At 57.4% G+C, this 24920-nt stretch carries 18 protein-coding genes and 2 pseudogenes; 3 read left to right on the plus strand and 17 right to left on the minus strand.

The features are described 5' to 3' along the window. Positions 1–682: 682 nt before the first annotated feature. The 17 genes and pseudogenes from puhB to bchF form a co-directional block, all read right to left on the minus strand. Complete coding sequence (gene puhB / locus ABWH92_RS09020) at positions 683–1852, minus strand: photosynthetic complex putative assembly protein PuhB (RefSeq protein WP_375574075.1); 1170 nt, start codon at positions 1850–1852, stop codon at positions 683–685. Then, entirely contained in the window at positions 1849–2646 is a 798-nt protein-coding gene (puhA, locus tag ABWH92_RS09025; RefSeq protein WP_375574076.1) for a photosynthetic reaction center subunit H, read from the minus strand. The genes puhB and puhA overlap by 4 nt, the downstream gene beginning before the upstream one ends. Positions 2647–3006: 360 nt before the next feature. Next, positions 3007–3552: an isopentenyl-diphosphate Delta-isomerase gene (gene idi, locus ABWH92_RS09030; RefSeq protein WP_375574077.1), complete on the minus strand. Its 546-nt coding sequence runs from the start codon at positions 3550–3552 to the stop codon at positions 3007–3009. Positions 3553–3596: 44 nt separating this feature from the next. After that, complete coding sequence (bchJ, locus tag ABWH92_RS09035; RefSeq protein ID WP_375574078.1) at positions 3597–4244, minus strand: bacteriochlorophyll 4-vinyl reductase; 648 nt, start codon at positions 4242–4244, stop codon at positions 3597–3599. Then, complete coding sequence (bchE, locus tag ABWH92_RS09040; protein WP_375574079.1) at positions 4244–5938, minus strand: magnesium-protoporphyrin IX monomethyl ester anaerobic oxidative cyclase; 1695 nt, start codon at positions 5936–5938, stop codon at positions 4244–4246. Before bchE ends, bchJ begins: the two co-directional genes overlap by 1 nt. A gap of 240 nt (positions 5939–6178) precedes the next feature. After that, positions 6179–6655: a c-type cytochrome gene (locus ABWH92_RS09045; protein ID WP_375574080.1), complete on the minus strand. Its 477-nt coding sequence runs from the start codon at positions 6653–6655 to the stop codon at positions 6179–6181. Positions 6656–6928: 273 nt separating this feature from the next. Next, the gene (hemA, locus tag ABWH92_RS09050) at positions 6929–8143 is read right to left on the minus strand and encodes a 5-aminolevulinate synthase (protein ID WP_375574222.1); all 1215 of its coding nucleotides are present in this window, start codon (positions 8141–8143) and stop codon (positions 6929–6931) included. Between the two features lie 282 nt (positions 8144–8425). After that, positions 8426–9160 (minus strand): annotated as a pseudogene (puhE, locus tag ABWH92_RS09055) (putative photosynthetic complex assembly protein PuhE); the annotation flags it as partial. A gap of 10 nt (positions 9161–9170) precedes the next feature. After that, complete coding sequence (gene acsF / locus ABWH92_RS09060; protein WP_375574081.1) at positions 9171–10277, minus strand: magnesium-protoporphyrin IX monomethyl ester (oxidative) cyclase; 1107 nt, start codon at positions 10275–10277, stop codon at positions 9171–9173. Continuing rightward, positions 10274–10573 (minus strand): hypothetical protein, encoded by a 300-nt coding sequence (locus ABWH92_RS09065; RefSeq protein WP_375574082.1) that lies wholly within the window; start codon positions 10571–10573, stop codon positions 10274–10276. The genes acsF and ABWH92_RS09065 overlap by 4 nt, the downstream gene beginning before the upstream one ends. A gap of 24 nt (positions 10574–10597) precedes the next feature. Beyond that, positions 10598–12049 carry a PucC family protein gene (locus tag ABWH92_RS09070; RefSeq protein ID WP_375574083.1) on the minus strand — a complete coding sequence of 484 codons (1452 nt, stop codon included), beginning with the start codon at positions 12047–12049 and terminating at the stop codon, positions 10598–10600. Beyond that, positions 12046–12747 (minus strand): magnesium protoporphyrin IX methyltransferase, encoded by a 702-nt coding sequence (gene bchM, locus ABWH92_RS09075; protein WP_375574084.1) that lies wholly within the window; start codon positions 12745–12747, stop codon positions 12046–12048. The genes ABWH92_RS09070 and bchM overlap by 4 nt, the downstream gene beginning before the upstream one ends. Continuing rightward, a complete protein-coding gene (gene bchL, locus ABWH92_RS09080; protein WP_375574085.1) occupies positions 12747–13688 on the minus strand; it encodes a ferredoxin:protochlorophyllide reductase (ATP-dependent) iron-sulfur ATP-binding protein in 942 nt (313 codons plus the stop codon). Before bchL ends, bchM begins: the two co-directional genes overlap by 1 nt. Next, positions 13685–17468 (minus strand): annotated as a pseudogene (locus ABWH92_RS09085) (magnesium chelatase subunit H). Before ABWH92_RS09085 ends, bchL begins: the two are co-directional and overlap by 4 nt. Beyond that, complete coding sequence (gene bchB, locus ABWH92_RS09090; RefSeq protein WP_375574086.1) at positions 17443–19044, minus strand: ferredoxin:protochlorophyllide reductase (ATP-dependent) subunit B; 1602 nt, start codon at positions 19042–19044, stop codon at positions 17443–17445. Before bchB ends, ABWH92_RS09085 begins: the two are co-directional and overlap by 26 nt. A gap of 3 nt (positions 19045–19047) precedes the next feature. Beyond that, positions 19048–20319, minus strand: a complete 1272-nt coding sequence (locus ABWH92_RS09095) for a ferredoxin:protochlorophyllide reductase (ATP-dependent) subunit N (RefSeq protein WP_375574223.1) — start codon at positions 20317–20319, stop codon at positions 19048–19050. Between the two features lie 14 nt (positions 20320–20333). After that, positions 20334–20939 carry a 2-vinyl bacteriochlorophyllide hydratase gene (gene bchF / locus ABWH92_RS09100; RefSeq protein WP_375574087.1) on the minus strand — a complete coding sequence of 202 codons (606 nt, stop codon included), beginning with the start codon at positions 20937–20939 and terminating at the stop codon, positions 20334–20336. Between the two features lie 481 nt (positions 20940–21420). Between bchF and ABWH92_RS09105 the strand changes: the two genes are divergently transcribed. The 3 genes from ABWH92_RS09105 (at position 21421) to chlG (ending at position 24920) form a co-directional block, all read left to right on the plus strand. Next, positions 21421–22389 carry a B12-binding domain-containing protein gene (locus tag ABWH92_RS09105; protein WP_375574088.1) on the plus strand — a complete coding sequence of 323 codons (969 nt, stop codon included), beginning with the start codon at positions 21421–21423 and terminating at the stop codon, positions 22387–22389. Between the two features lie 48 nt (positions 22390–22437). Then, positions 22438–23874, plus strand: coding sequence for a transcriptional regulator PpsR (gene ppsR, locus ABWH92_RS09110; protein WP_375574089.1), 1437 nt, complete (start codon positions 22438–22440; stop codon positions 23872–23874). 101 nt (positions 23875–23975) lie between these two features. After that, positions 23976–24920, plus strand: coding sequence for a chlorophyll synthase ChlG (gene chlG, locus ABWH92_RS09115; protein ID WP_375574090.1), 945 nt, complete (start codon positions 23976–23978; stop codon positions 24918–24920).

Here is a 24920-nt window from a genome sequence, read left to right on the forward strand (position 1 = left end):
TCAAAGCGCCGGCCCTTGGGTCGGCGTTTTTCTTGCCGTGATTGGTCCAAGACTGGCATACGCCATTGCTTCGCGAACCTAACGTGTCGCTCGCTGTGCTGATCTGCGATAGCTCCACGAAGAATGGCGCTTAAAGCTGCGTGCCATGCTGGCGGCATGTATGAGTTACCGGACGGCGTCCATTCGAGCTGCCCGCGTATCAACCATCATGCGGTCCCTTTCGCGCACCCCGTGCTGGCCGCATCTCGAGTGCGGTGGAAGGTGTTGCAGCATCGTTGAGCCTAAAGGGCAGGGCGCATTCAAAACGGGCTTTTGCCGAAGCTGGGAAGCATTGTCATTGCCTCTTGCTTAAGCGCGTACTGGCCGTTGCCTGATGGCTGGTTTGAACAGGTATGCTTTAGTTCTGCGCTCAGGACAATGACTGTGATCTCAGGCTTTGTGGTCAGTGCAGTGACGACGCACGTGGGCTGATTGAGCAGAAATGGTAGCCGTCCTGCGCATGTCTTAACTATGGCAGGGGGAATGCGGCTACCTGCGTGCCAACACCATCCTTTTGAGGTTGGGTTGTAGCTCTTTTGAAACGGGTAGAGCTTATCGTTCAAAGCACGCCCAGCTACTAAAAAAGGCAGCACGTTGACGTGCTGCCTTTTGAGCATTGCATTCGATCGCTGCTCGTTGCGCTCTAAGGTGTGGCCAACCCTGTTGCATGTCCAATCCGCAGCAGATCAGCAGTTGCTCCGGTTTCGATTGGTCCGAACGATTCCAATCGAATGGATCGATCGGTCAGCGGGTCTGCCAAGTAGACCCCATCACCGTCAAAACGCTGGAGAATGAAGGGCGCTGTCAGATCGAAGTTCGACTGGCTGCGTGACATGTTGAGGCCACGCAGTGCGCCACGCAACAATCCATCAGTTCCCACCTCAACGGTCGTGATCAGTGCCCCGTCGGCAACAGACCGCACCGCGATGCGATCCCCCTCTAGTGGGAGAAACTGAACCTCTTGCGAGAAGGCAGGGGCACCATCATTGGTGCGCAACGTACTCGTGTCGACCAACTGTGCAAAAGCAACGGTTAGGATGGTGATGATCACCGCACTTGCCGCCATGATCACCAAGGACCGCGGAATGTAGTGCGGATCTTTAGGCTTTGTCTCGTCGCTCTCACGGCTTGTGCCGGTCGTATTTTTTTCTGCAACGGGCTGCTCGGCATCCAGGTGCTCAACTTTGACGCCAGAGCGTGCCAAAGCGTCGGTTGTTTGCACATGCGCCGTATAGGTATCCGTCAACAGCTTGGCGACGATTGAAGCATTGGGGATCGCGCGCAGTGTTGGCTCTGTGTCGCGCATGCGCCACGGCCGCACATGCGGCCATAGAATAAGGTAAGCTAAGGAGACGCCCGGCTTTAGTGAAACCGAAAGGTTGCCGACATCCTTGCCATTGGCCCTTAGTGCTGCGCTGTCGATGACAGCGAAGGGCACGTTGAAGGTTTTCTGGATGGCAACGCCAACGCGCATCATGATGCGCTTGTTGGTGATGGTGTAGACCGTTGTTTTCTCAACCGACCAGGCGAGAAGCATCAAAATGCCAACCCCAATCAGTCCAAACGCTAGAATGATACCGGCTTCGCCGGTCGCTGTACCGAGGGTGGCGCCAGCGTTCAGCGACCAGGCAGCGCGTGCAATGGCACCAGCGACAACCAGGCCTGTGATGATATGGGTCTTGAAAACCTGGCGAGCGAAAGCCCGCCAGGATGGGGCGCCTTGCCACAACACGAACTCGCCGCGTGGCAGAGCTGCGGGAAGTCCGCGAACTGGCTCAGTGGCATAGTCATCATGGTTGTGGATGTAGTTCAAAACATCGGTTCCGCGCGTTTAGGCGTGGCATAGAAATAGCCGGCGCCGTAGTAGCCCATGATCTTCTCTTCCTCGAGCATGGTGATCTGATCAGGGTTTGCCGTTAGTGGCACATCGGCGAAATGCTCGCCTTTGATGGCGTGGACGTAGAGCCGCAAGTTGGGCTGCGTTTTCACCACAGCGAAGTTGGTTGGCATCAGCACTGTGCGTGCACCATCCTCATCGGAGACCTTAATCTCATAGTAGCGGATAACGCTTTCAGCCTGATCGACCCAAACATCGACCACGGTGCCGCCAACTTCTTTGTCACACCCAACAACAGGGTGGCCAATTGGATTGGGATCGCCATCAGGGATAGCGAATGCTTCAAGCATACGCATTGGGCGAATTTTGACGGCTCCTGAGTTCAACAGGTCTGGCACGTCCGCGCGCAGTGCGTAAGCGCCTGGTCCAACGCCATCGAGCATTGGGTTGTCGCCTGTTGGATCCTTTGGAGCGCCTGACCAAGGTTCGCTGGGCTGAAGCGCCAGCTCGCGGGCTTCGCGCTCATAATTGGGCACTGTTACAGACCCATGGCCGTGCGGCAGGCGGAACGTTTTCGGCCCTGGCATGTAGATGCCATGCTCGTACACGTTGCCCGTTTCATCGGACTCCAGCGGATACCCCTCGCGCCGTGTTTCTCTTTGCAGATAAAATAGCAGATAGCCGAAAAACAGCCAGAAGCCGTACAGCAGGACCTGAGCAAGATCTAAGTGGGTGGTGAAGTTGACGAAGTCGAATTGCGAGAAATCCATAGCGCCCTCCAAATGCTCCCTAATGCGTTAAAAATGGCCAGGCCGAAGGCGGATTGAGCACTGCCGTGCGGGTGGCTGAGCAGAGCGGTGGTGATGATGGAGCGCAGCGCTGTTCGGTGCAAAAGCGTGCACCAGAGCAATTCTGACCTGTCCAATGACGAGCATCATCTGGTTCGTCCGTTCTGTTCGATCCGATGGAATGCCACCGGTAGCTGCCAGTGCGGGAAGATCTCGCGCCGACACCTTACAGAGTACGGTCGACACTCCCTATGTGTCAATAAAATTGGACGTTGATTTTGTTTTACAGGTGAAAAACCTAGGGCGAGAATCGTTTGCTACCAACGGTACTGATGAGGCGGGTTAAGCCGCCGGCGCCCAAACGTCTGACCAGCGCTGAATGTAGAGTCTAAACCAGGGGGTAAAATGCTCGGGATTCTGCGCATTCTCCGCGAACAGTGCTTCCATTGATACCCAGCGCAGCTCGGCTATTTCATCGGGGTTTGGCTTGGGAATCCATGTCTGCGGGTCGGCGGTGCCCTTGAACATGTGTACATGCTCATGCTCGGTCAGCCCGCCGCCTACATCGGCGCGATAGGTGACGTCGCCAATGGGCTCCAAGGGTAGGGTGATTCCCAGCTCCTCTTTCAGGCGGCGATGCGCACAATCGGCAATGTCCTCTTGCCAGTGGGGGTGGCTGCAACAGGTGTTCGCCCATAGGCCGCCGCAGTGATATTTTTCGTAGGCGCGCCGCTGAATGAGCAGCTCTCCCTTTGGGCTGAACACAAAGGCAGAAATGGCCAGGTGTAGAACGCCCAGTTCGTGCGCTCGAAGCTTCTCGATGGGGTAGAGCGAGCCATCCTCGGCGATGGCCGGAATGGTGATCTGTGATGAAGTGCTTTTTGACATGACTGTACCCAGAGAAGCGATGCGCGGCAGGTTCTCTCTGCCACCTAACGGGGCCAGTCTAAAACAAACCGACGCACCCGCCCATTGGTGGAGGGGCTTAGGTCATCTTCAATGCGTGCGTCCGGATGGACCAAAGCTTGAAACAGGCCTTGGAAGGTCGCTGTGTAGTAAAGGCATCGCTCGTCTGGGCGATAGACCTCATCACAGGCAGGGCAGTCCGTCAGTGTGAGTGTGGCAGGCTTGCCTGTTGTGAAACCGAAGGTGCCGCTGCCTGCGAAGGTCCAGGCATTCTTTGCGATGGCGTTTAAAAGGAGCGTGCTTGCCTGTTTGGCTGGCAGAAGCCGCAGCAGAACCTGGACAGGTTTGGGAATGCGGTTGGCCAGAATGTAGTTCGCGGTGCGTTCGCCGGCCCGCCAGAGACACTGATCACCCTGACTTTTGGTCATCATGGTGCGCACGGTTCTGTGCAGCGTGACCACGTCGCGTTCGCTGACCATGGATGTTGGAGGCTGCGTGCAATGATGAGCAAGGCCTGCCAAGTGCGCCAGGCGTGTTGCCTCTTGTCTGCCTTGCACTTTTTCCAGAGCATTGAACACTTGAAGGATCGCGTTTGGGCCGATGCGGCCGGCGTGATCGCTTGAGTGGCCGCGCTCCAAAGTTTCAGTTGGTTGCCAGCTCGTGGCGCTGTTCATCAGGCTGGCACGTCTTGGTTTGTTTTCGCCTTGGCTGCTTTATCCTGTGCACGTTTGTGACCATCGAAAAGTGTGACGCGCCCAGCCTTCTCGGCTTCGGCCATTTGCTCATCGGTCAGCTGCATGGGAGCACCACCGCAGGCCATAGCTTTGGCCGCCTCATGCATGGTGCTGGCAGGACGGTTGTGGTTGGTTTGCCATTCGATCTTGCTGGCATCGAAGCGTTTCTTGGTCGTGTCGAAGTGAAAATCGACGCCTTTCTTCGACTGTGGACCCCAATAGTTCACCCGGCCAAGATCGTAGAAGGTGCGCTCAAACCCGGCTTTGAGGAAGGCTTTCAGGCAACCGAGCAGATATTTGCGGCGCTGGCCTGTGCCTTTCCAAGGATACGAAAAGAACGCCTTGTTCATGTAGAAGCGGCGGTAATTGTGCATCACGCGGTCGAGCAGCGTGGCGCGGTCCATCGCCTCGGGTTTCATGATGGGCGTGACGAAATTGTACTTGTCGAAATCAAAGATCTCGACCTTGTCACCCAGCTCTTTGAAAAGATCGGAGAACGGCCAGGGCGTATACATTGCCCAGTTGGCCAAGTCCGGCTCCCAGTCGCGGGCCATTTGGTAGGTTTCTTCCAGCGTTTCGACGGTTTCGTTTTCTAGCCCGACAATGAACTGGGCCTCCGTGACGATACCGGCCTCACGCAGCAAGCGGATAGCGCGTTTGTTTTCCTCAATTGTCGTCTCTTTGTTGAAGAGATCCAGCTTCAACTGAGCAGCTGCCTCGGTGCCAAGCGAGATATGGACAAGACCAGCCTTGCGATAAAAGGGCAGCAATTCCTCATCGCGCAGAATGTCGGTCACACGGGTGTTGATGCCCCAGAGCACATCCAGGTCGCGATCGATCAGCTCCTGGCAGAACTGGATGAATTTCTTGCGGTTGATGGTCGGTTCTTCGTCGGCGAGGATGAAGAAGCCGATATCATGCTCTTTCACCAGCACTTCGATCTCATCGACCACCTTTTTCGGGTCGCGGATGCGGTAATCGCGCCAGAACTTCCATTGTGAGCAGAACGAGCAGGTGAACGGACAGCCGCGTGCCATGTTGGGAATGGCGACCCGCCGGTTCATGGGAATGTACATGTACTTTTCCCAATCGAGGATCGACCAGTCTGGTGACAGGCCGTCAATGTCTTTCACCGTGGGGGCCGCTGGCGTTGCAACAACCTGGTCACCATCAAGATAGGCGATGCCGCGTACGGCTTCGCGAGCTCCTGGCCAGTTGCCAGCGTGGATGGTGGAGATGAGATCGACGAAAATCTCTTCGCCTTCGCCGCGTACGATACAGTCGATCCAGGGCGCTTCGGCCAGCACTTGCTGATACATGAAAGTGGCGTGAATGCCGCCCAGCACCGTCACCGCATTTGGGTGCAATTCTTTGGCGACCTGCAAGATGCCTTGGGCTTTGTAGATGGATGGCGTGATGGCCGTGCAGCCAATGATATCGGGCTTTTCAGCAGCGATGGCATCGCGAATGTCGGCGTCCGACATCTTGTTGGTCATCGCATCGATGAAGGCGACGTCGGTGTAGCCTGCTTTTTTTAGCGACCCTGTCAGATAGGCCACCCAAGCCGGAGGCCAGTTGCCCGCGATCTCCGCGCCGCCCGAGTGATAGTTGGGATGGATGAGAAGAATGCGCATGACTGGCCCTGTTCGTGGTTGTTTCCAACGAAGGTCTGATCAGGACAGTGAACAGTTTTGAATGTCAATTTACGTTGACACGCATCAAATGTTTCAGGGTTTGGTCTACGCACTACCCGGTTCATGGTTTTACGGACCATCACGCAAACGTGCCTGTTGTTTGCACGTTGCTGGTTTTGAGCACAAAAAAGGCCGGTGCTCATGCACCGGCCTTTGTGAAGTCTTTCCGTAGGAAAGGACCTACATGTCGCCGCCATAGTGCTCGGTGAGCACGGGCGCGGGGTCCACTTCATTGCCGTCGGCATCGAAGCCAGCAAGATATTTGATCACGTTTTGGATTTGCGCTTCCTGACGCAGACCGGCAAAAGCCATGCGGGTCCGGGGAACCATTGCACGTGGATTTTCCAGGTACTCAGACATGATCGCAACAGTCCAAACGCCGCCTTGCTCTTCGCCAGCAGCGACATGCGAGTCAGAATAGCGGAACCCTTCAATAGAGCCCCATTCACGGCCTATGATGCCATTGAGCGGCGGTCCGACGCGCGCCATGGCATTGGGTCCGACCATGTGGCAGGCCGAGCATTGACGGAAGACGGCTGCACCGGCCTCAGCATCTGCATCGATATAAGGCTGGGCGTCCTGCGCGGTTGCGATGCCAGCACCACCGACCATGGTGAATGCAGCAGCTGCGAGCGCGATCCCGAAACGTTTCATCATTCTATCTCCCTTGGCCAGATGGCCGTTATTGAAATGCCACTCCGCAGAAACACTGAAGCCAGCATGAAAGCTGAGTCAAGCCAGCGGGTTGACGCGCATCGAATTAGCCCATGAACTTCTCTCACGGAATTGAGAGATGGTTTCCATAAGCTTTTGTCTGCACATTGGGTTTACGCATGGTGTGGTGTTTGGTTTACGGCGAACAAAAAATAAAATGCTTCGACGTTTACCTGGGTTGGCGACGGGAAAAGCCGCCAACCGACATGCATCGCCTTACGCGACGGCTCGTGAGAGAGCGCATTGTGACCAAAGGTCGTTCAGTGCGCCAACCAGATGGGCGATGTCATCGTCGCTGTGCAAGGGACCTGGGGTGATGCGCAGTCGTTCAGTGCCCTTAGGCACTGTTGGATAGTTGATCGGCTGAATGTAGATGCCATACTGATCAAGAAGTACGTCACTGATAAATTTGCATTTTTTAGCATCTCCCACCATCACGGGAATGATGTGGCTAGGGTTGGGAAGATGGGGAATGCCTTTCGCATCAAGGGCTGCACGCACTGTGGCAACACGCTCTTTTTGAGCATCGCGCTCAACCGAACTTTCTTTCAAATGCTGAATGGAGGCCGTTGCACCGGCTGCGATGGTTGGCGGCAAAGCGGTGGTGAAGATGAAGCCTGACGAGAAGGAGCGTACATAGTCACAGAGCGCTGCTGATGCCGCGATGTAGCCGCCCATCACACCGAAGGCTTTACCAAGCGTGCCTTCAACCACCGTGATGCGGTCCATCACGCCATCACGCTCGGCAATGCCGGCGCCGCGTGGTCCGTACATGCCAACGGCGTGCACTTCGTCTAGATAAGTCATTGCCCCATGCTTTTCAGCGACTTCTACGATTTCTTTCATGGGAGCGATGTCGCCATCCATGGAGTAGACCGATTCAAAGGCCACGATTTTTGGGCGGCTTGGCTCAATGGCTGCCAGCTTGCGGTCAAGGTCTTCTGGATCATTGTGCTTCCAGATCGCTTTATCAGCGCGCGAGTGACGAATGCCTTCGATCATGGATGCATGGTTGAGCGCGTCGGACAGGATCACACAGTCTGGAATGGTCGAACCCAATGTACCGAGCGACGCCCAGTTGGACACGTAACCGGATGTGAAGATAAGCGCGGCTTCTTTACCGTGCAGGTCTGCCAGTTCTTGCTCCAAGAGCACGTGGAAATGGTTGGTGCCGGAAATGTTGCGTGTGCCGCCAGCACCTGCCCCGCAGCGATCAATGGCGCCGTGCATAGCATCGATCACACAGTCTTTTTGGCCCATACCAAGATAGTCATTGGAGCACCAAACGGTGACGTCATGGATGCCGTCATCGGTGTGGCGTACAGCCTTTGGGAAGGCGCCCATTTTCCGCTCAAGGTGGGCGAACACGCGGTAGTTCCCCTCTTCGCGCAGGCCATCAAGGGCTCCGGCGAAGTAAGTCTCGTAGTCCATCACTTCATCATTGGCAGCCGCCGGGTGTGTGGACTTAACGCGTGTGGCCAAAGTGGCTGCTGGACAACCTTTTGACTGCGTGGAGATGCTGAACGGAACAGCGCCATTCTCGTTCTTGGTGGGTGTGGTGGTGTCCGTCATGATCGATAATCCCCGATTGGAAGGCACGCTAGACAGCGCGTCAGTCTCACGCCGTGGTTTGGCATGGTGTGTGATGGTGGTGGTTGGAAGGGGCGCCTCTTTGGGCGCTTCAGAAGGTGGTGGCATTGGGTTTTTCAGATACCAGCGCCAGAGTTCCTCATCGCGCCAGGGCAGGACCAGAAACCAATGCTCAATCACGCCCAAGGCGGCGAGTGTTGTGAGCAGAACAAAGGTTGTTTGAGTTGGCGGGACCGCGCCCCATGCTTGTTGGGCAAGCCATACGGTGAGAACAGTTCCGGCGGTCACCGAGATAGGAAAAAGCAGGTTGAGTGCCCGATTGCGAAAATAGCTTTTCAGATGTTCCAGGTGGCTTGGCAGAAACTCTTCGGTGATGTTGGGCACACCGAGAAAAATGTTGAACTTGGTGGAAAGCCGCATCGCCCAAAGGATTGTGAATGTCCAAAGGGCCGCTTGATTGTCAGCCCCCCAGAACATCACAGCCAAACCTACAACGGTCAGCGCGATGGCGACCTCATGATGGATCAGCGTTTGCGTGGCATAGATAAAACGCTGCCATCCTGAGGCGCCTGCTGGGCAATCATCTCGCCGTGGTCCGGTGATGATGCCGGTCAGAAAACTGACCTCATGCCAACCCCAGAGGGCCAAACCAGCAGTGAAGCCGATAAAGGCACCGCTTACGGTCGCCATGTCGCGGGTGAACCAAGCTGCGGCGAGGGCCGCCACGCCAAACAGGGTGGCGGCCACAAAGGTTGCACGTGGTGTGACCCGTGGCAGACGATCGGCAAGCAAGATCACGCCGGTGGAGAACCACCAGAGGAACAATGCAAAACCGATCGGGGCGAGCCAGCCTGTCACGGTACGTGGCCTACCAGGTGGGTTGAAGCCGGCTGGTTGCCGGGATCGTGTTGGGTTTGGTCTTCATGAAGTAGAGACCGGCGAAGGTGAGAAACGCGCTCGTGCCAAGGCCAAACTTGCGCAGTTTGCCGCCAAGGCCACCAGCACGATCAGCCTCGCCCATGGCTTGGTTGATCCGGTTCAGCTTGCGCAAACCCTCCAAGAATTTTGGATTATCCAGATCAAGCAAAACGGGGAAGCACTGTTTGGTGATCTCCGTCGTGGTGCGGAACACCTGCATGTCGTACTCTTCGACATCCACACCAAGCGCATCGTGAAACGCCGGGCGGGCTTGGTCGCGCACATGCATGGTGCAGAAGACGGCGAGCAGGAAGAAGCGGATCCAAAGCTTGTTGCGACCTTCCAAAAGTGCTGGGTCGGCACGCATCAAAAGCGAAAAGGCTTCGCCATGGCGGAACTCGTCGTTGCACCACTCTTCAAACCATTTGAAGATCGGGTGGAAGCGCTTGTCTGGATGCTTTTCCAAATGGCGGAAGATGGTGATGTAGCGCGCGTAGCCGATCTTCTCCGACAAGTAGGTGGCGTAGAAGATGAATTTTGGCTGGAAGTAGGTGTACTTCTTAGCCTTGGTTAGAAAACCAAGATTTACGCCAATATCGAACTCTTTCAAAGCGTCATTGATGAAGCCAGCATGGCGGCTTTCATCGCGCGCCATCAACGAGAACAGCTCGCAAATCTCTTTGTTTTTGCCGCGCTTCTTCATCTCTTTGTAGAGCACGCAACCGGAGAACTCAGCTGTCAGCGAGGAGACCAGAAAGTCGATGAACTCTTTCTTCAGTTGTGGGTCCAGCGCATCGATGTCGATATGGTCCCAGTCCTCGTTGCGCTTGAAATGGCCTTTGTTGGGGTCATCGCGCATCTCTTGGATCAGCGCATCCCATTCCTCGCGCACCAGGGTGACATCAACCTTGTCGAGCTTGTCGAAGTCGGTCGTGTAAAAGCGCGGATCAAGCAGGGTGGTCTCCTGCGCCATGCGCGTGGTTTCGTTGATTGGGGCACGGGCCTTCACCGCTGAGGTGACGGGGGTGCCATCTTTGACGGGAGCATGGACGTTCATAGCGCTGCCCTTTCTGAGAAGCTGAATTCGCACAGTTCCATAAATTCAAAGTCGCCGGTCATGCGGGTCCAGGTGCGCTCCAGCCAGTGGGCACGGCGCACGGTGGCTGTGCGTTGCAAGACCACGCGTTCGCCGTAGGGAACCTCGACGGGGCGGCCATGGACAATGACCTCATCACCGGGCTCGATGGCGATATCACCATCCAATTCGACATAGGCGTGCAAGCTATCGAACGTGTTCTGCACATCCACGGTGCAGCCAACGTCAAAGCTCTCGCGGCTTAACAAGTTCAGCATGTGCGGTCCTCCTTTTTGCCCCGGCTAGCCGGGGAACTCGGCAAGGCCAAAGCCATGCCTGTTGGTGGTGGTGTCCGTGGCTCGTCGCTGGGCACCCACAAGGGGACCCAGAACGATGAGCGTTGCGAAGAGCAGTCCAATCTCCAGGTGATAGACTGCCCCATAACCAAAGGCGGGATCGGTGATGACCCTGCCAAAAAGCCCCGAGCTTCCCATGGCAGTGAAAAGATCGCGCAGTGCGCCGCCAGCAGCCAGACCAAGACCTGCCGCTGTCGCGTTAACGGCGCCCCACGCGCCCAGCGCTATGCCATTGGTGGAGCGACCGTCAGCCGTTGTCTTTGCCAGTTGCATGGTGGCGGTAAGCAAACACACAGCAAAAAGACCACTACCAAAACCGATCATTGCTGTTGCGCTGCGGAACATGAAGGCCGATTGGAGTGGCGCTGAGAACACAACCAATGTGAAACCCACCACACCGATAACCGCGCCTAAGCCTGCATAACGGTACGGATCGCAGTTCTTGCCCAGGCGCTGTGCGGCCAGTGCAAAGCCTGCCAGTGTACCGCCGGCAAACAGAGCGGTGAGCAACGTGGTTGCGCTGACCGACAGGTTGAGCACCTGCCCTCCATAGGGCTCCAGCAAGATATCTTGCATGGAAAAGGCTAGCGTGCCCAAACCAACAGCAAGCAGCAAACGACCGGTGCGGTTGGTGCTGGTGAAGGCGCGCCACGCCTCATAAAATGTTGGCCGAGCGAGGTCGGGCGCAGTGGCGGCTGGGTTGCGCGCTTCCTGCTTCCAAAGCGCGATGACGTTCAGCACGATGGTAACGACTGCCGCCCCTTGAATGACCTGAATAAGACGTGGGTGGCTGAAATCGGCGAGGAGCCACGAGAAACCCAGCGCACCGATCACCATGCCGATGAGCAGCATCACGTAAAGCAGGGCTACGACACGTGGACGGCTTTCTTGGGGCGCGAGATCTGTGGCCAGAGCAAGTCCTGCGGTTTGCGTGGTGTGCAGGCCAAGGCCAATCAGCAGGAAGCCGAGACCAGTGATCATGTGGCCCAGGAAGAACGGCCCACCTCCCTCGCTCATGAGCAAAATGGCCATCGGCATGATGGCCAAGCCGCCGAACTGAAAGATGGTGCCGAACCAGATGTACGGCACACGCTTCCAGCCAAGGATGGATTTGTGGGTGTCGGATTTGTGCCCGATGAGCGCCCGCAGTGGTGCAAAGAGCAGGGGCAGAGCCACCATGATGGAGACAAGCCAAGCTGGAACCGACAGTTCAAGGATCATCACGCGGTTCAATGTTCCGGTGATCAGTGTCACCGCGATACCAACGGAAATCTGGAACAGTGCCAGGCGCAGCAAGCGGGGCAGCGGCAGCTCATCGGTTGCAGCATCAGCAAACGGCAGAAAGCGTGGTCCAATCTTGGTCCACTGATCTTTGAGCTGGGGCAGCCGTCTGCTCACGTGCGCGGCTCCGTTCGTGTGATCTGGAAGGCCTGGCTGGTATAAAAACCTGATGCGATGCGTTTGGTGTTGCCTGCCGCAAAGTCGGGCATGCGCTCATCGACGAGGCGGCGCAGCTTCTTCTCTGAAATCGGCACGATGGCTGGTGAGCGATCACCGCGCGGGAAAAGCTTGCCAACCGTGTGCATGGCAGCCAGCAATGGCGTTTTGGGCGCGAAGGTGAAAAGCACCTGACCGTCGGTACGCTCGCCAAGACGAGCTAGAGCACCGACTTTGTCGCCTGATTCATAATGGATGACAGAGTCCATAGCGACCACATGGTCAAAGCGTCCAAAGCTTTCATCCAGCATGTCGCCAGCGTGCCAGGTGATCGAGCCTTTCAGGCCTGCAGGCATGCGTTCGCGGGCAACATCCACCAGATTGGGGGAGAGATCGACAGCAACGACCTCGGCGCCGCGTTTGGCCGCTTCGACAGCCAATGCACCAGTACCGCAACCGGCATCGAGCACACGTTGGCCTGTCATATCGTCGGGGAGCCAAGAAAGCAGCGTGGCGCGCATTGCATCGCGGCCTGCCCGTACCGTGGCGCGAATGCCAGAGACTGGGGCGTCGGACGTCAGGCGCTCCCAGGTTTTGGCGGCAGTGCGATCAAAATAGGCTTCGATTTCGCCACGGCGATCAAGGTATGTGCTGGCCATCAGTCAAACCCCAGGAAGTCGAAGATATCGCGGTCCTTCATGGGGGAGGGATCGCAGATGGTGTCATCCACCAAGAGACTGGCGGCCAGGCGCAGATATTCTTCCTGGACGGCGAGAACAGCTGGCGTTTCGTCCATCTCAAAGAGGGTGCGTTTTTTCAGTCGGCTTTTGCGGATTTCATCCAAGTCCGGCAGGTGCGCCACGCGCTCAAGGCCAACCACCTCGTTGAAGCGGTCGATCTCATCGGTGGCTTTGGAACGGTTGGCGATCACGCCGCCGACGCGCACATCATAGTTTTTCGATTTGGCTTTAATGGCTGCCACGATGCGGTTCATCGCGAAGATGCTGTCAAAGTCGTTGGCAGTGACGATCAGAGCTTTTTCGGCATGTTGAAGAGGAGCCGCAAAGCCTCCACAGACTACATCACCCAACACGTCGAAGATCACCACATCGGTGTCTTCAAGCAGATGGTGTTCTTTCAAGAGCTTCACGGTCTGGCCGACAACATAGCCGCCGCAGCCGGTACCGGCAGGTGGGCCGCCAGCCTCGACGCACATGACACCATTGTAGCCCTCGAACACAAAGTCTTCGGTGCGCAGCTCTTCAGAGTGGAAGTCCACTTCTTCGAGCACGTCAATGACGGTCGGGCAGAGGCTCTTGGTCAGCGTGAAGGTGCTGTCGTGCTTGGGGTCGCAGCCGATTTGCAAAACGCGCTTGCCGAGCTTGGAGAAGGCCACCGAGAGGTTGGACGAGGTGGTCGATTTGCCGATCCCGCCCTTGCCGTAAACAGCAAACACCTTGGCGGTGTCGATGGTCATAGCAGGGTCCATTTTGACCTGGACCGAGCCTTCGCCATCCTCGTGGCCGGTTGAAAAGCCTTTGGGTGAGCGATCAAGCAATGTGGTCTTGGTGCCTGTCGGCGGTGGGGTCACGATGTTCATTCTGCGGCCTCCATGCCGATCGATTGCCCGGCGGCGGTTTGTTGATGATTTGTGTCGTTGGCGGGAATACCGATGCCTTCCAAACGGTCTTCCAGCTCTTCGCCAGCGTCGCGCAGCGCATCGAGAACGGCGTCGTCGGGCTGCCAATAGTCACGTTCATGGGCTTCCAGCAGACGGCCAGCCAAACGAGCCGATGCGGTTGGGTTCAACTCGGCTAGGCGGCGACGCATCTCTGGGTCGAGCACATAGGTTTCAGTGAGTTGCTGGTAGACCCAGGGCTGGACCTGACCGGTGGTGGCCGACCAACCCATGGTGTTGGTCACATGCTCTTCAATCTGGCGCACGCCCTCATAGCCGTGCTGCAACATGCCTTCGTACCATTTGGGGTTGAGCATGCGGGTGCGGGTTTCCAGCGCCACCTGTTCAGAGAGGCTGCGTACCTTGCCTTCGCCACGAGTTTGATCGCCAATGTAGACCGGGATTGCATCGCCCTTGGCCCGGGTGGCCGCACGGCTGATGCCGCCAAGCGTATCGAAATAGTGGTCGATCGTGGTGACGCCGAGTTCCACTGAGTTCGAGGTTTTGATAAGCGATGTCGACATCCGCCAGCATGGACTGCAAAAGCGCAGCTTGTTGAACGGGTTTGCCCGAGGCACCGTAAGCAAAGCTTTTGCGGCGCTCATAAGTCTCAGCCAACTCGTTCTCGTCATCCCAGGTGCCAGCTTCGACCAAATTGTTGACGTTGGAACCATAAGCGCCATCGGCATTGGAGAAGACGCGCAGCGCAGCCGTTTCCATGTCGCACCTATGCTGCTCGGCGTAGGCCAATGCATGGGCGCGGATGGGGTTTTGGTCGAGCGGCTCATCGGCCTCTGCAGCCAGAAGCGCCGCTTCAGCAAGAACTTTGGTTTGCAGCGGCAGCAAGTCGCGGAAGATGCCTGACAGCGTCATCACCACATCAACCCGTGGGCGACCAAGCTCTTCGAGCGGTGTTAGTTGTGCCCCGCAGAGGCGGCCATAGCTGTCAAAGCGAGGGGCCGCGCCCATCAGTGCCAAACCTTGCGCGATGGTGCCGCCTTCGGTTTTCAGATTGTCGGTGCCCCAGAGAACGAGCGCCACCGAGGTCGGCAGCGCGCCGGTTTCTTCCTTGTAGCGGGCAAGTAGACGGTCGGCTTGGCGTGCGCCATCGGCCATTGCGAACGCGGAGGGGATGCGGAATGGATCGAAGCCGTGAATGTTGCGGCCGGTCGGTAGAACTTCCGGTGTGCGCACAACATCGCCGCCTGGCGCTGGTGTGATGAAACCGCCATCCAATGCATGGATGATCGCTTTGAGCTCATGGTCTTCAGACAAGAGCCTGTCTGTTTGTGCCAAAGCATTGAGCGTTTCGACATCCATCTCTTGCGTGGGATCCTCGCCTTTTACGATGGCCAGCGCGTCCTCTTGCCCAAGGTCCAAGCCGTGGGCTGACTCCGCGATGGCTTGGATCATGTCGGCACGCTCAAGCTCGCTCATCGGCTCGCCAACCACGTGCAATCCGTGGGGGATGAGTGTGTATTCAAGCTCCAGAACGGCTTCCTGTAGCGCGACGATGTGTTCGCCTGCACTCTGCTCCCAGGCGGGTGTTTCTTCGGCCAGATCAAGCTCGGCAGCTTGTGTCTGGATAAGCGTTGCCAAGCTCTCGGCCTCAGCACCTGAAACATCATCCATGCCGCGCCAACGCTCGATGGAGGCTTTCAGCTCGTTGAGGCCTTTGTAGAGCCCGGCTTGCGCCAGTGGTGGCGTGAGATAGCTGATCAGCGTGGCAGCAGCGCGCCGCTTGGCGATCATGCCCTCTGATGGGTTGTTGGAGGCATAGAGATAGTAGTTGGGCACATCGCCGATCAGGCGATCAGGCCAGCATTTGCCGGACATGCCGGTCTGCTTGCCGGGCATGAATTCCAGGGCGCCATGGGTGCCAAAGTGCAGATAAGCTTCGGCGCCGAAGTCTTCGCGCATCCAGCGATAGAAAGCTGAGAAAGCATGGGTTGGTGCAAAGCCTTGCTCAAAGAGCAGGCGCATCGGATCGCCTTCATAGCCGAAGGCAGGTTGCACGCCGACAAAGACGTTGCCGAACTGCGCCCCCAACACAAAGATCGATTGACCGTCGGTTTGCTGCGCGCCTGGCGCTGGTCCCCAAACGGCTTCCAGTTCTTTCAGATAGGGTTCGCGGCGGACATGATCATCGACCGGGATGCGTGCGTGGACATTGGCATGCGCGCCATACTGAGCGGCGTTGCCAGTGATGACCGCATCACGCAGCGCGTCCACGCTTTCGGGCATCTCCACATCATAGCCCTCATCTTCAAGGCCTTGCAGCACATTGTAGAGTGAGCGGAAGACCGAAAGGTAAGCGGCTGTGCCGGTGTTGCCGCCATTGGGCGGGAAATTGAAAAGCACGATGCCGACTTTACGATCTTCACGGTCGGACCGACGAAGTGTGATCAGTTGGTCGATACGCTCAGCCAAGCGCTCGGCGCGCTCTGAGCAGACCTGCATCAGCTTGGCGAGGTCTGGGTCGCAGAAATCACAGGCTTTGTGGCATCCAGTGCATGGGCTGCCCGCCGGGTCGACACGGCCACCAAAAACAGTGGGTTCGGTGGCGCCATCTAGCTCGGGGATCGCCACCATGATGGTTGATTCCACCGGCATCAGGCCACGGTTGGACTTTGCCCAATCCTGCAGGGTCTGAAATTCAATAGCGTGAGCTGCAAGGTAGGGAACGTCCATCCCAGCCAGCATCTCTTCGGCGGCCTTGGCATCATTGTAGGCGGGACCGCCCACCAGTGAGAAGCCGGTCAGCGAAAGCATTGCATCCACGATGGGGCGACCATCTTTGACGAAAAACTTTTCCGCGGCTGGGCGCGCATCCAAACCGGACGCGAAGACCGGGATGACTTTCAAACCACGCGCTTCGATGGCGCGAATGACCCCATCATAGTGCGCTGTGTTACCTGCCAGAAGGTAAGAGCGCATGAGGATGAGCCCCACCGTACCATGTGCCTTGGCGGGTGTTGGTAAACCAGCATCGGTTTCAGTAACGCGGGTTGGCAGGTCCGGGTGATAGATGCCCACCTCTGGATAGGCCGTTGGCATATCCGCTTTGATGGAGGAGCGCAGATTTTCGCGTGGACCAGCAGCATAGCGGCTGACGAGATAGCGCACCATGTTGGCGACGTTTTCATCCGACCCGGACAGCCAATATTGCAGCGTCAGGAAGTAGGCGCGCACATCCTGCGCAGTGCCAGGAATGAAACGCAGAATTTTCGGCAGACGCTTCAGCATCGCCATCTGCTTGGCGCCAGAGCTTTGCTCGCCGGACTTTTTGCTGGAACCGCGCAGGCGCTTGAGCAACGCCATCGCACCATTTTGCTTGGCACTCATGTCGAACTGGCCGACACGGGTGAGCTTGACGATCTCTCCCGCTGACATCATGCCGATCATGGCATCGCAGCGTGCGCGCCTGGCTTCAAGAGCCGGTTGGATGGCCTGGATTTGATCGTCCAGAAACAGCATGGTGGCGAGGATGATGTCGCCGGTGGCTATGTCGTTCTTGCAGGCCTCCAGAGCGTCCGGATTGTCGCCCCATTCAGATGTCGCGTGCAGCACGATGGATACGCCGGGCATCTCACGTAGCAGCATTTTTTGGGCGCGCTCCACCGCACCGGACAAATGATTGTCCAGCGTGACGATCACCACCTTCACTGGCGTGCCGTCAGCGGCCGAAGTGAGCTTTAGCATCGTAGAGCGTCTCCAAAGTGATTTGCGCCAGCCCGTGTTCGGCGGCGAAAACTTCCGTGTTGCGGCGCGCCTTTCCGCGCACAAAGAACGGTATCTTTTTCAGTTCCTTTTCAGCCTCGGCGGTCCAACCGGTTGGCATGTCAGCCGGGTTGTCGATCAGTGTGTTGGCAGCTTCTTGAACCGGTGCTTCAGCAGCTGCTGTTTCGGGCTCTTGAGCGGCACGCGTTGGCGCATGGCCATGGTGCGAAGGTCCGTTGGCATCGGAGAATTCAAAGTCGTCGCGGAACATGCCCAGCAGGTGCTCCTCAAGGCCCATCACCAGCGGGTGGACCCAGGTGTCAAAGAGCACATTTGCGCCCTCAAAGCCCATTTGGGGGGAATACCGTGCGGGGAAGTCCTGAACGTGAACAGGTGCAGAAATCACCGCGCAGCCGATACCTAGGCGCTTGGCAATGTGGCGCTCCATCTGCGTACCAAGCACCAGTTCTGGCGTGGCCTCGATGATGGCCTGCTCAACTTCCAGATAATCGTCGGTGATCAGCGCCTCGACGCCATACTCTTTGGCGGCAGCGCGCACGTCGCGGGCGAATTCGCGGCTGTATGTCCCTAGCCCAACAACTTTGAATCCCATTTCGCTCTCAGCAACTTTGGCAGCCGCCAGAGCATGTGTGGCATCACCAAAGATGAAAACGCGTTTGCCAGTGAGGTAGGTGGAATCGATGGATCGCGAATACCAGGGTAGGCGGCTTTCTTCGGCTGCTAGGAGCGCGTCGGCATCCGCCCCGATGATTTCCGCGACCTCGCGGATAAACTGTTTCGTGGCACCAACCCCGATGGGAACGGTCTTTGTTTTCGGCTGTCCAAATGCGCGCTTCAGCCAATTGGCTGCTGTCTCAGCGATTTCCGGATAGAGCACGACGTTGAAGTCGGCATCTCCCAGCTTGGCGAGATCGGCGGGCGTGCAGTCCAGGGGGGCAACCACGTTCACATCGACGCCTAAGCTGCCAAGCAGCCGTGTAATCTCGGTGACATCGTCGCGATGGCGGAAGCCCAGGGCCGTGGGCCCTAGAAGGTTAGTTGTGGGACGCTGGCCCTCTGGGCGTGGTGCCCGCGTTGTGCCCGGCGCCGGTGCCTGTGCACCCGCAATACCGCGCACCAGCTGGTAGAAGGTTTCCGAGGCGCCCCAGTTCTCTTTCTTGGAGTAAGAAGGCAGCTCCAAGGGAATTACGGGGATCGGCAAATCCATCGCCTTGGCGAGACCACCTGGATCGTCCTGGATAAGTTCAGCGGTGCAGCTTGCACCGCAGATCATGGCCTGCGGCTGGAAGCGTGCATAGGCATCGCGCGCAGCTGTCTGAAACAGCTCGGCCGTGTCTTTGCCCAGATCACGAGCCTGGAAGGTGGTGTAGGTGACGGGCGGGCGCTCTTTTCGCCGCTCGATCATCGTGAACAGCAGATCGGCATAGGTGTCGCCCTGCGGCGCGTGCAGCACATAGTGCAAGCCCTTCATCGCGGTGGCGATGCGCATCGCTCCGACATGGGGCGGGCCTTCATAGGTCCAGACGGTGAGCTGCATCGCCTAGACCTCCAGCCTTGTCCGCCGCACTAGCGGACGGGCGAAGAGTTCAGCCAGATCGCCAGCTTGCTCGTAGCCCTGAATGGGGGTGAAGACGAGTTCGATCGACCATTTGGTCGTTAGGCCCTCGACCTCCAGAGGGTTCGCAAGGCCAAGGCCGCAAACAGTGATATCAGGGCGCTGGTCGTGGCAACGATCCAACTGCTTGTCGACATCCTGACCCTCGCTGACCAGCACCTCATCCGGCAGGGCGTCGAGCTCAGGTGCCATCAGGGCTTTGTTCAAGAAGGGGGTGCCCACTTCCAAGGGGACCATGCCAAGCTCGGCATGCAGAAAGCGGGCAAGCGGGATTTCCAACTGGCTGTCCGGGAAGAAGAACAAGGTCTTGCCGGTCAGCTGCTCTTGATAGTGGGTGAGCGCTTTCTCCGCCCGTGCTTTGGGAGCTGCCGTTACCTCGGTGAAAAGAGCGTCATCGACACCGAAACTCTCAGCGGCCACTTGCAGCCAAGCCGTTGTGCCTTGTGCGCCAAGAGGGAACGGCGCGGGCAGATGAACAGCGCCGCGACGGGCAAGCGCGCGTGAGGTTTCGGTCAAGAAGGGTTGAGCCAGCAGGAACCGTGTGCCTGGACCGATTGCAGGCATCGATTCAGCGTTGCGGGCTGGCAGGAAACTAACGTTCTGAATGCCCATGGCATCGAAGAGCCGAGTGAATTGGTCTTCCACCACATCGGCCAGTGCACCGACAACCAACAGCTGATCAGCAGCGGCTTCACCAGCTTCCGGCAGGCTTGGCACCAACGAGGCAAGGCAAGCGTCTTCGCCCTCAGTGAAGGTGGTTTCGATGCCGGAGCCAGAATAGTTCAGGATGCGTACATCCGGCGCGTAGGTTCCTGAGAGGCGCTGGGCGGCCTTGGCGAGATCAAGCTTGATGACCTCCGAGGGGCAGGAGCCGACGAGGAACAGGAGCTTGATGTCAGGACGGCGCTCAACAAGGCGCGCGACAACCTTGTCCAACTCCTCGTTCGCATCGGCGAGACCGGCTAGATCCTTCTCTTCCATGATTGCCGTGCCGAATCGTGGTTCAGCGAAGATCATCACGCCTGCTGCCGACTGCATGAGGTGCGCGCAGGTGCGTGAGCCAACAATCAGGAAAAAGGCGTCTTGAATCTTGCGGTGCAGCCAGATGATGCCGGTGAGGCCGCAAAACACTTCGCGTTGACCGCGTTCGCGCAGAACGGGGCGGTCAAGGCAGCCACTCGTGGGTTCAAGAGTGATTGGGGATAACTCGTTCACGAGGCTGCCCCCATGGAATAGGGCGAGGGAGTCGTGCTCGAAACCGCGCCCTGAAGGCGTGCTTGGCGCAGTTTCCACACAAATTGTGCAGCGTTGATCACGTAAGTGACGTAAGCGGCGAGGGCCAAAAGCATCTGCCCTTCAGCGTCCAACAGGTTGAAAAAGACAGCTGCCAGATAGGCGGTATGAAGCGCCAGGACGAGCATGGAAAACACATCCTCCCAAAAGAAGGAGGGGGCGAAGAGATAGCGGCCAAAAACCACCTTCTCCCAAATCGCGCCAGTGACCATGATCGTGTAGAGAACAAGCGTTTTGATCACCACCGACCAGGTGGCCAAAGCAAAGCCTTCGCCGGTCACAAGATAGCGGATAACCAGCACCAAACTGATAAGAAAAACAAGGAATTGGACCGGAGCTAGTATGCCTTGGACGAGTGTCCAGGGCGTTGCGTCACGACGGGCGCGTTGATCGGGAGTGTAAAGCTGGCTTGACGCTTTTTCAGGCGAATTTGGGCGACCTGATTCAGTGCGTAAATGGCTCGCTGACGCCGCCGAAACGGCGCGCTGATCATGCGCTGATCTTGAGCCTGTCTGCCCTGCCATGTGGTGCCGCGCGCTCCCGTTTTTTTGCCGTCGTGGCGCGATGGGTTTGCGCCCACCGTGTTGCACAATCTAGGAGTGGTGCACCCTCAATGTCAATTAGAGTGAACGTCAAAAAAATTTGACACATCGAGTTTTTTGGGAGAGGCTATTAGCAGCTGATAATAAAGAGTGCGCACCGCTGAATGCCAATGACAAGTCGATAATAGCACATACTTGTGACGAAACAGAATAAATAACTGTTGGCCGATGTGGTGGGTTATCCTAGGGTGCTGGTACGGTTTGCTAGGCCAATTGGTCCTGTTGAAGAATACCCACATCGGGGTGGGCTTTTCGACAGCCAGCGTACAACTTGCCTAGCTCACTCAGATTGCAATGCCGGGTGCTGCTCACGCGACGTTTAGGCGAGTGGCGTGCACCACAAAAAGTCTTAAGGCACAGCGCCTGATCATTAGGCGCCGGTCGACCGACGGGGAGTAGCGGTATGGCGAATGGACTGAATGAAGGGCCACAAGAACGCCCGCATGGTGACCTCAGCGGCGCAGCCAACGGCACATCACGCTCAACGCAGGGTGAAGCTTCATCGGTGGATGGGCTGATCCACACCATCGAAGGTGAGATTATTCCACGCTTGCTGCTGGCCCACCAGAATGTGCTGCGCGATGAAGCCGATGTTCCACCCGCCTCGGGTGATGTTACGTGGGGTGGCGCACAGAACGGTGCCGCGATTGAGAGCTTGGCGACTGATGATCTGGCGATGGCGGGCATTGCCCTTCATGTCACACACGCTGATGTTCAAGCTTTTGCTGAACTGCTGATTGCTTTTGACCCGTATGTTGCCAAGCGCTTCATCGATGCACAAATTTCCCGCGGTCATGCAGTGCCTGATTTGTTGCTTGACCTCTGCGCTCCCGCTGCCAAGGAGCTGGGTGACATGTGGCTGCGCGATGCGTGCAGTTTTTGCGATGTAACCATCGGGCTTTCAGCCTTGGAGCAAGTGGTTTTGCATTGTTCAGGACCAGCTGGTGCCGTTCGCAATGTCTCGGACCAGGATCGCTGCGCCTTGTTTGCGCCGATGCCCGGTAATCAGCACATCTTTGGATTGCTGATTGTCAAAGAGTTGTTTCGCAGCTCAGGTTGGATGGTGCGCAGCCCATCAAAGACTGATCGCGATGGCATTCTTGATGCCGTGCGCAAAACGCGTTTCAGCATTTTGGGGCTATCGGTTGGTAGTGCTGACGATTTGCAAAACTGTCAAAGTCTTGTAAAGGCATGTCGCGATGTATCACTTAATCCTAATTTGCTGATTTTGGCAGGCGGTTACGGGATACAGGAAGCTAATATGTCGACGCGTATGCTTGGTGTCGATTTGATCGCCCGCGACGGTCGCGAGGGGCTTGATCAGATTGAGCGCATGATGTCGCGAATGGTGCGACACCGCGCCTACAACTGACCAACGGAGTACAGATCGTGATCGATCTTTCCAAACCTGGTGGATGTTTTGCTTAGCCCAAACGTCGCTCGCAGTTTCAATGATGCTGAAAACAATCTGGGCGCAATGGATGCGCCAGTTGCTGCCAACCTTCTGTCGGCAGCTGCCGATCTGACCCTGGTGCTCAACGGTGATGGCGCCGTGCTTGATATGGCCTATTCGGGGGCTGAACTCACCGGTGAGGGCATTGACGGTTGGATCGGACACCCGCTCGGTGCCTGCGTTGCCGAGGACAGCCGCAATAAGATCGAGATCATGTTTGGCGAGCTCAGCTCCGGGCTCGTTTCACGTCGGCGTGAGTTGAACTTTGTGGGTGATAGCGGCGAATCGCTGCCGATGAACTGTATGGCGGTGCGACTTGGCGATGAGGGCCGCATCGTGCTGTTCGGTCGTGACATGCGTGGGCTCGCCCGTTTGCAGCAAAGGCTGGTCAACACACAGATTTCTATGGAGCGTGAATACACGCGCCTGCGTCAGGCTGAAGCTTGCTACCGGCTCCTGTTCCAGATCATCGGCGAAGCTGTGCTGATCGTCGATGCATCGACGATGGCTGTCACCGATGCGAACCCAATGGCCGCTGAGTTGCTTGGCGTGCCGGTGGCCAAGATTGTCGGTCGTCGCGCTAGCCATGTGTTTGGATCGAAAGACCGTGAAGCCGTGCGCTCACTTTTGGCGACGTCGCAGTCAGTCGGACGCGCTGAGGCCATTGCCAACGCAACAAGTGAAGCGACTGGCGGCTTGGAGTTGAAAGGCTCGCTCTTCCGCCAAGCAGATGTGACCTATGTTCTTGTGCGCCTTCTGCCGCGCTCGGGCCCTGAAGCTAACATCGCTTCCACCAATTCTGATGGCGCTATGGCTGTTATTGAGCGCTTGCCGGAAGGGTTCGTGATCATCGATGATGAGCGCCGTGTGCAAAGCGCCAACGCGGCATTCCTGGAACTGGTGCAGGCTGCCAACTACGAACAGGTGCAAGACGTTGCCATCGACACGTGGTTTGAGCGATCCAGCGTCGACGCCAATGTTCTGCTCTCCAATGTGCGTGAGCACGGTTTGGTGCGCCGTTTTCCAACCGTGGTGCGTGGCGAGTTGGGCTCGGCGGAAGATGTTGAAATCACCGCAGTATCGGTTCCCGGCGAAAGCGGGGCTTTGTTTGGGCTCATGCTGCGCCGCTCTGTGCGTGCGACCTCTGAAGAGACCCCTATCACAGGCTTCCCGGCTCAGTCTGCTGAGCAGTTGACCGATCTTATCGGGCATATGCCGCTCAAAGAGGTGGTGCGCGAAACCACCGACGTGGTGGAGCGGCTATGCATTGAAGCGGCGTTGAAACTGACCGGAGACAATCGCGCGTCTGCGGCGCAGATGCTTGGGGTGTCGCGCCAAAGCCTCTACGCAAAAATGCATCGCTTTGGGCTGGGTGATCTCACCACCGACAGTGTAGATGAGTGACGCACGCCCTAACACTTAGTTGACATCAAAAAGCGTCAAATAAAATTGACACTCTGATGTGCCGCGCGTAGCCTGATGGCATGAAACATAGCGGTCTCACCATGCCTGCATCGCCTCCTGCAATAACTGGACAAAGCGCTGTCACGCGGCTCGATCCGCTGGCGGTTTTGGAGCTTTTGAAGCCGGTCACTTGGTTTGCGCCCATGTGGGCGTTTGCCTGCGGTGTCATCTCCTCTGGCGTTTCGATCACACAGTCTTGGGCTTTTGCTCTTCTCGGTATTGTTTTGGCTGGTCCGCTTGTCTGCGGGATGAGCCAAGCGATCAATGATTGGTATGATCGCCATGTCGATGCCATCAATGAGCCGGATCGCCCCATCCCTTCTGGGCGTATCCCCGGTCGCTGGGGGCTTTACATCGCCATTCTTTGGACTGGTTTGTCGCTGGCCGTTGCGGCTGTGCTTGGCCCGTGGGTCGTGGCGGCGACGGTGGTCGGTCTGTTCCTGGCCTGGGCCTACAGTGCACCGCCCTTCCGCTTGAAAGAGAATGGTTGGTGGGGCAATGCCGCCGTTGGGCTTTCCTATGAAGGGCTTGCCTGGTTCACCGGTGCCGCCGCGCTGATGGCTGCCTTCCCGGATTCGCGCATCGTGATGTTGGCTGTGCTCTATAGCATCGGTGCGCATGGCATCATGACGCTTAACGATTTTAAGGCCATCGAAGGTGATAAACAGATGGGCGTGCATTCGCTGCCGGTACAGCTGGGGGCGTCAGGTGCTGCCAAGCTTGCCTGCTGGGTGATGGCGTTGCCACAGGTTGTGGTCATTGGCCTTTTGGTTGCCTGGGATAAGCCCGTGTTTGCCGCGGCTGTGGCCGTGCTGTTGCTCGCTCAGATTGGGCTGATGGCGCGCTATCTTCTCAACACCGAACGCTTACTTGCCGAGCCTTACCGCAATGCGGCGATCTACAACGCCACAGGCACCACACTCTATGTGTCCGGCATGATGGTCAGCGCTTTTGCCGTGCGCGGTCTTATTCTTGGAGGTCTTTGA

It is taken from the genome of Ahrensia marina, assembly GCF_042140245.1.
Lineage (GTDB): Bacteria > Pseudomonadota > Alphaproteobacteria > Rhizobiales > MH13 > MH13.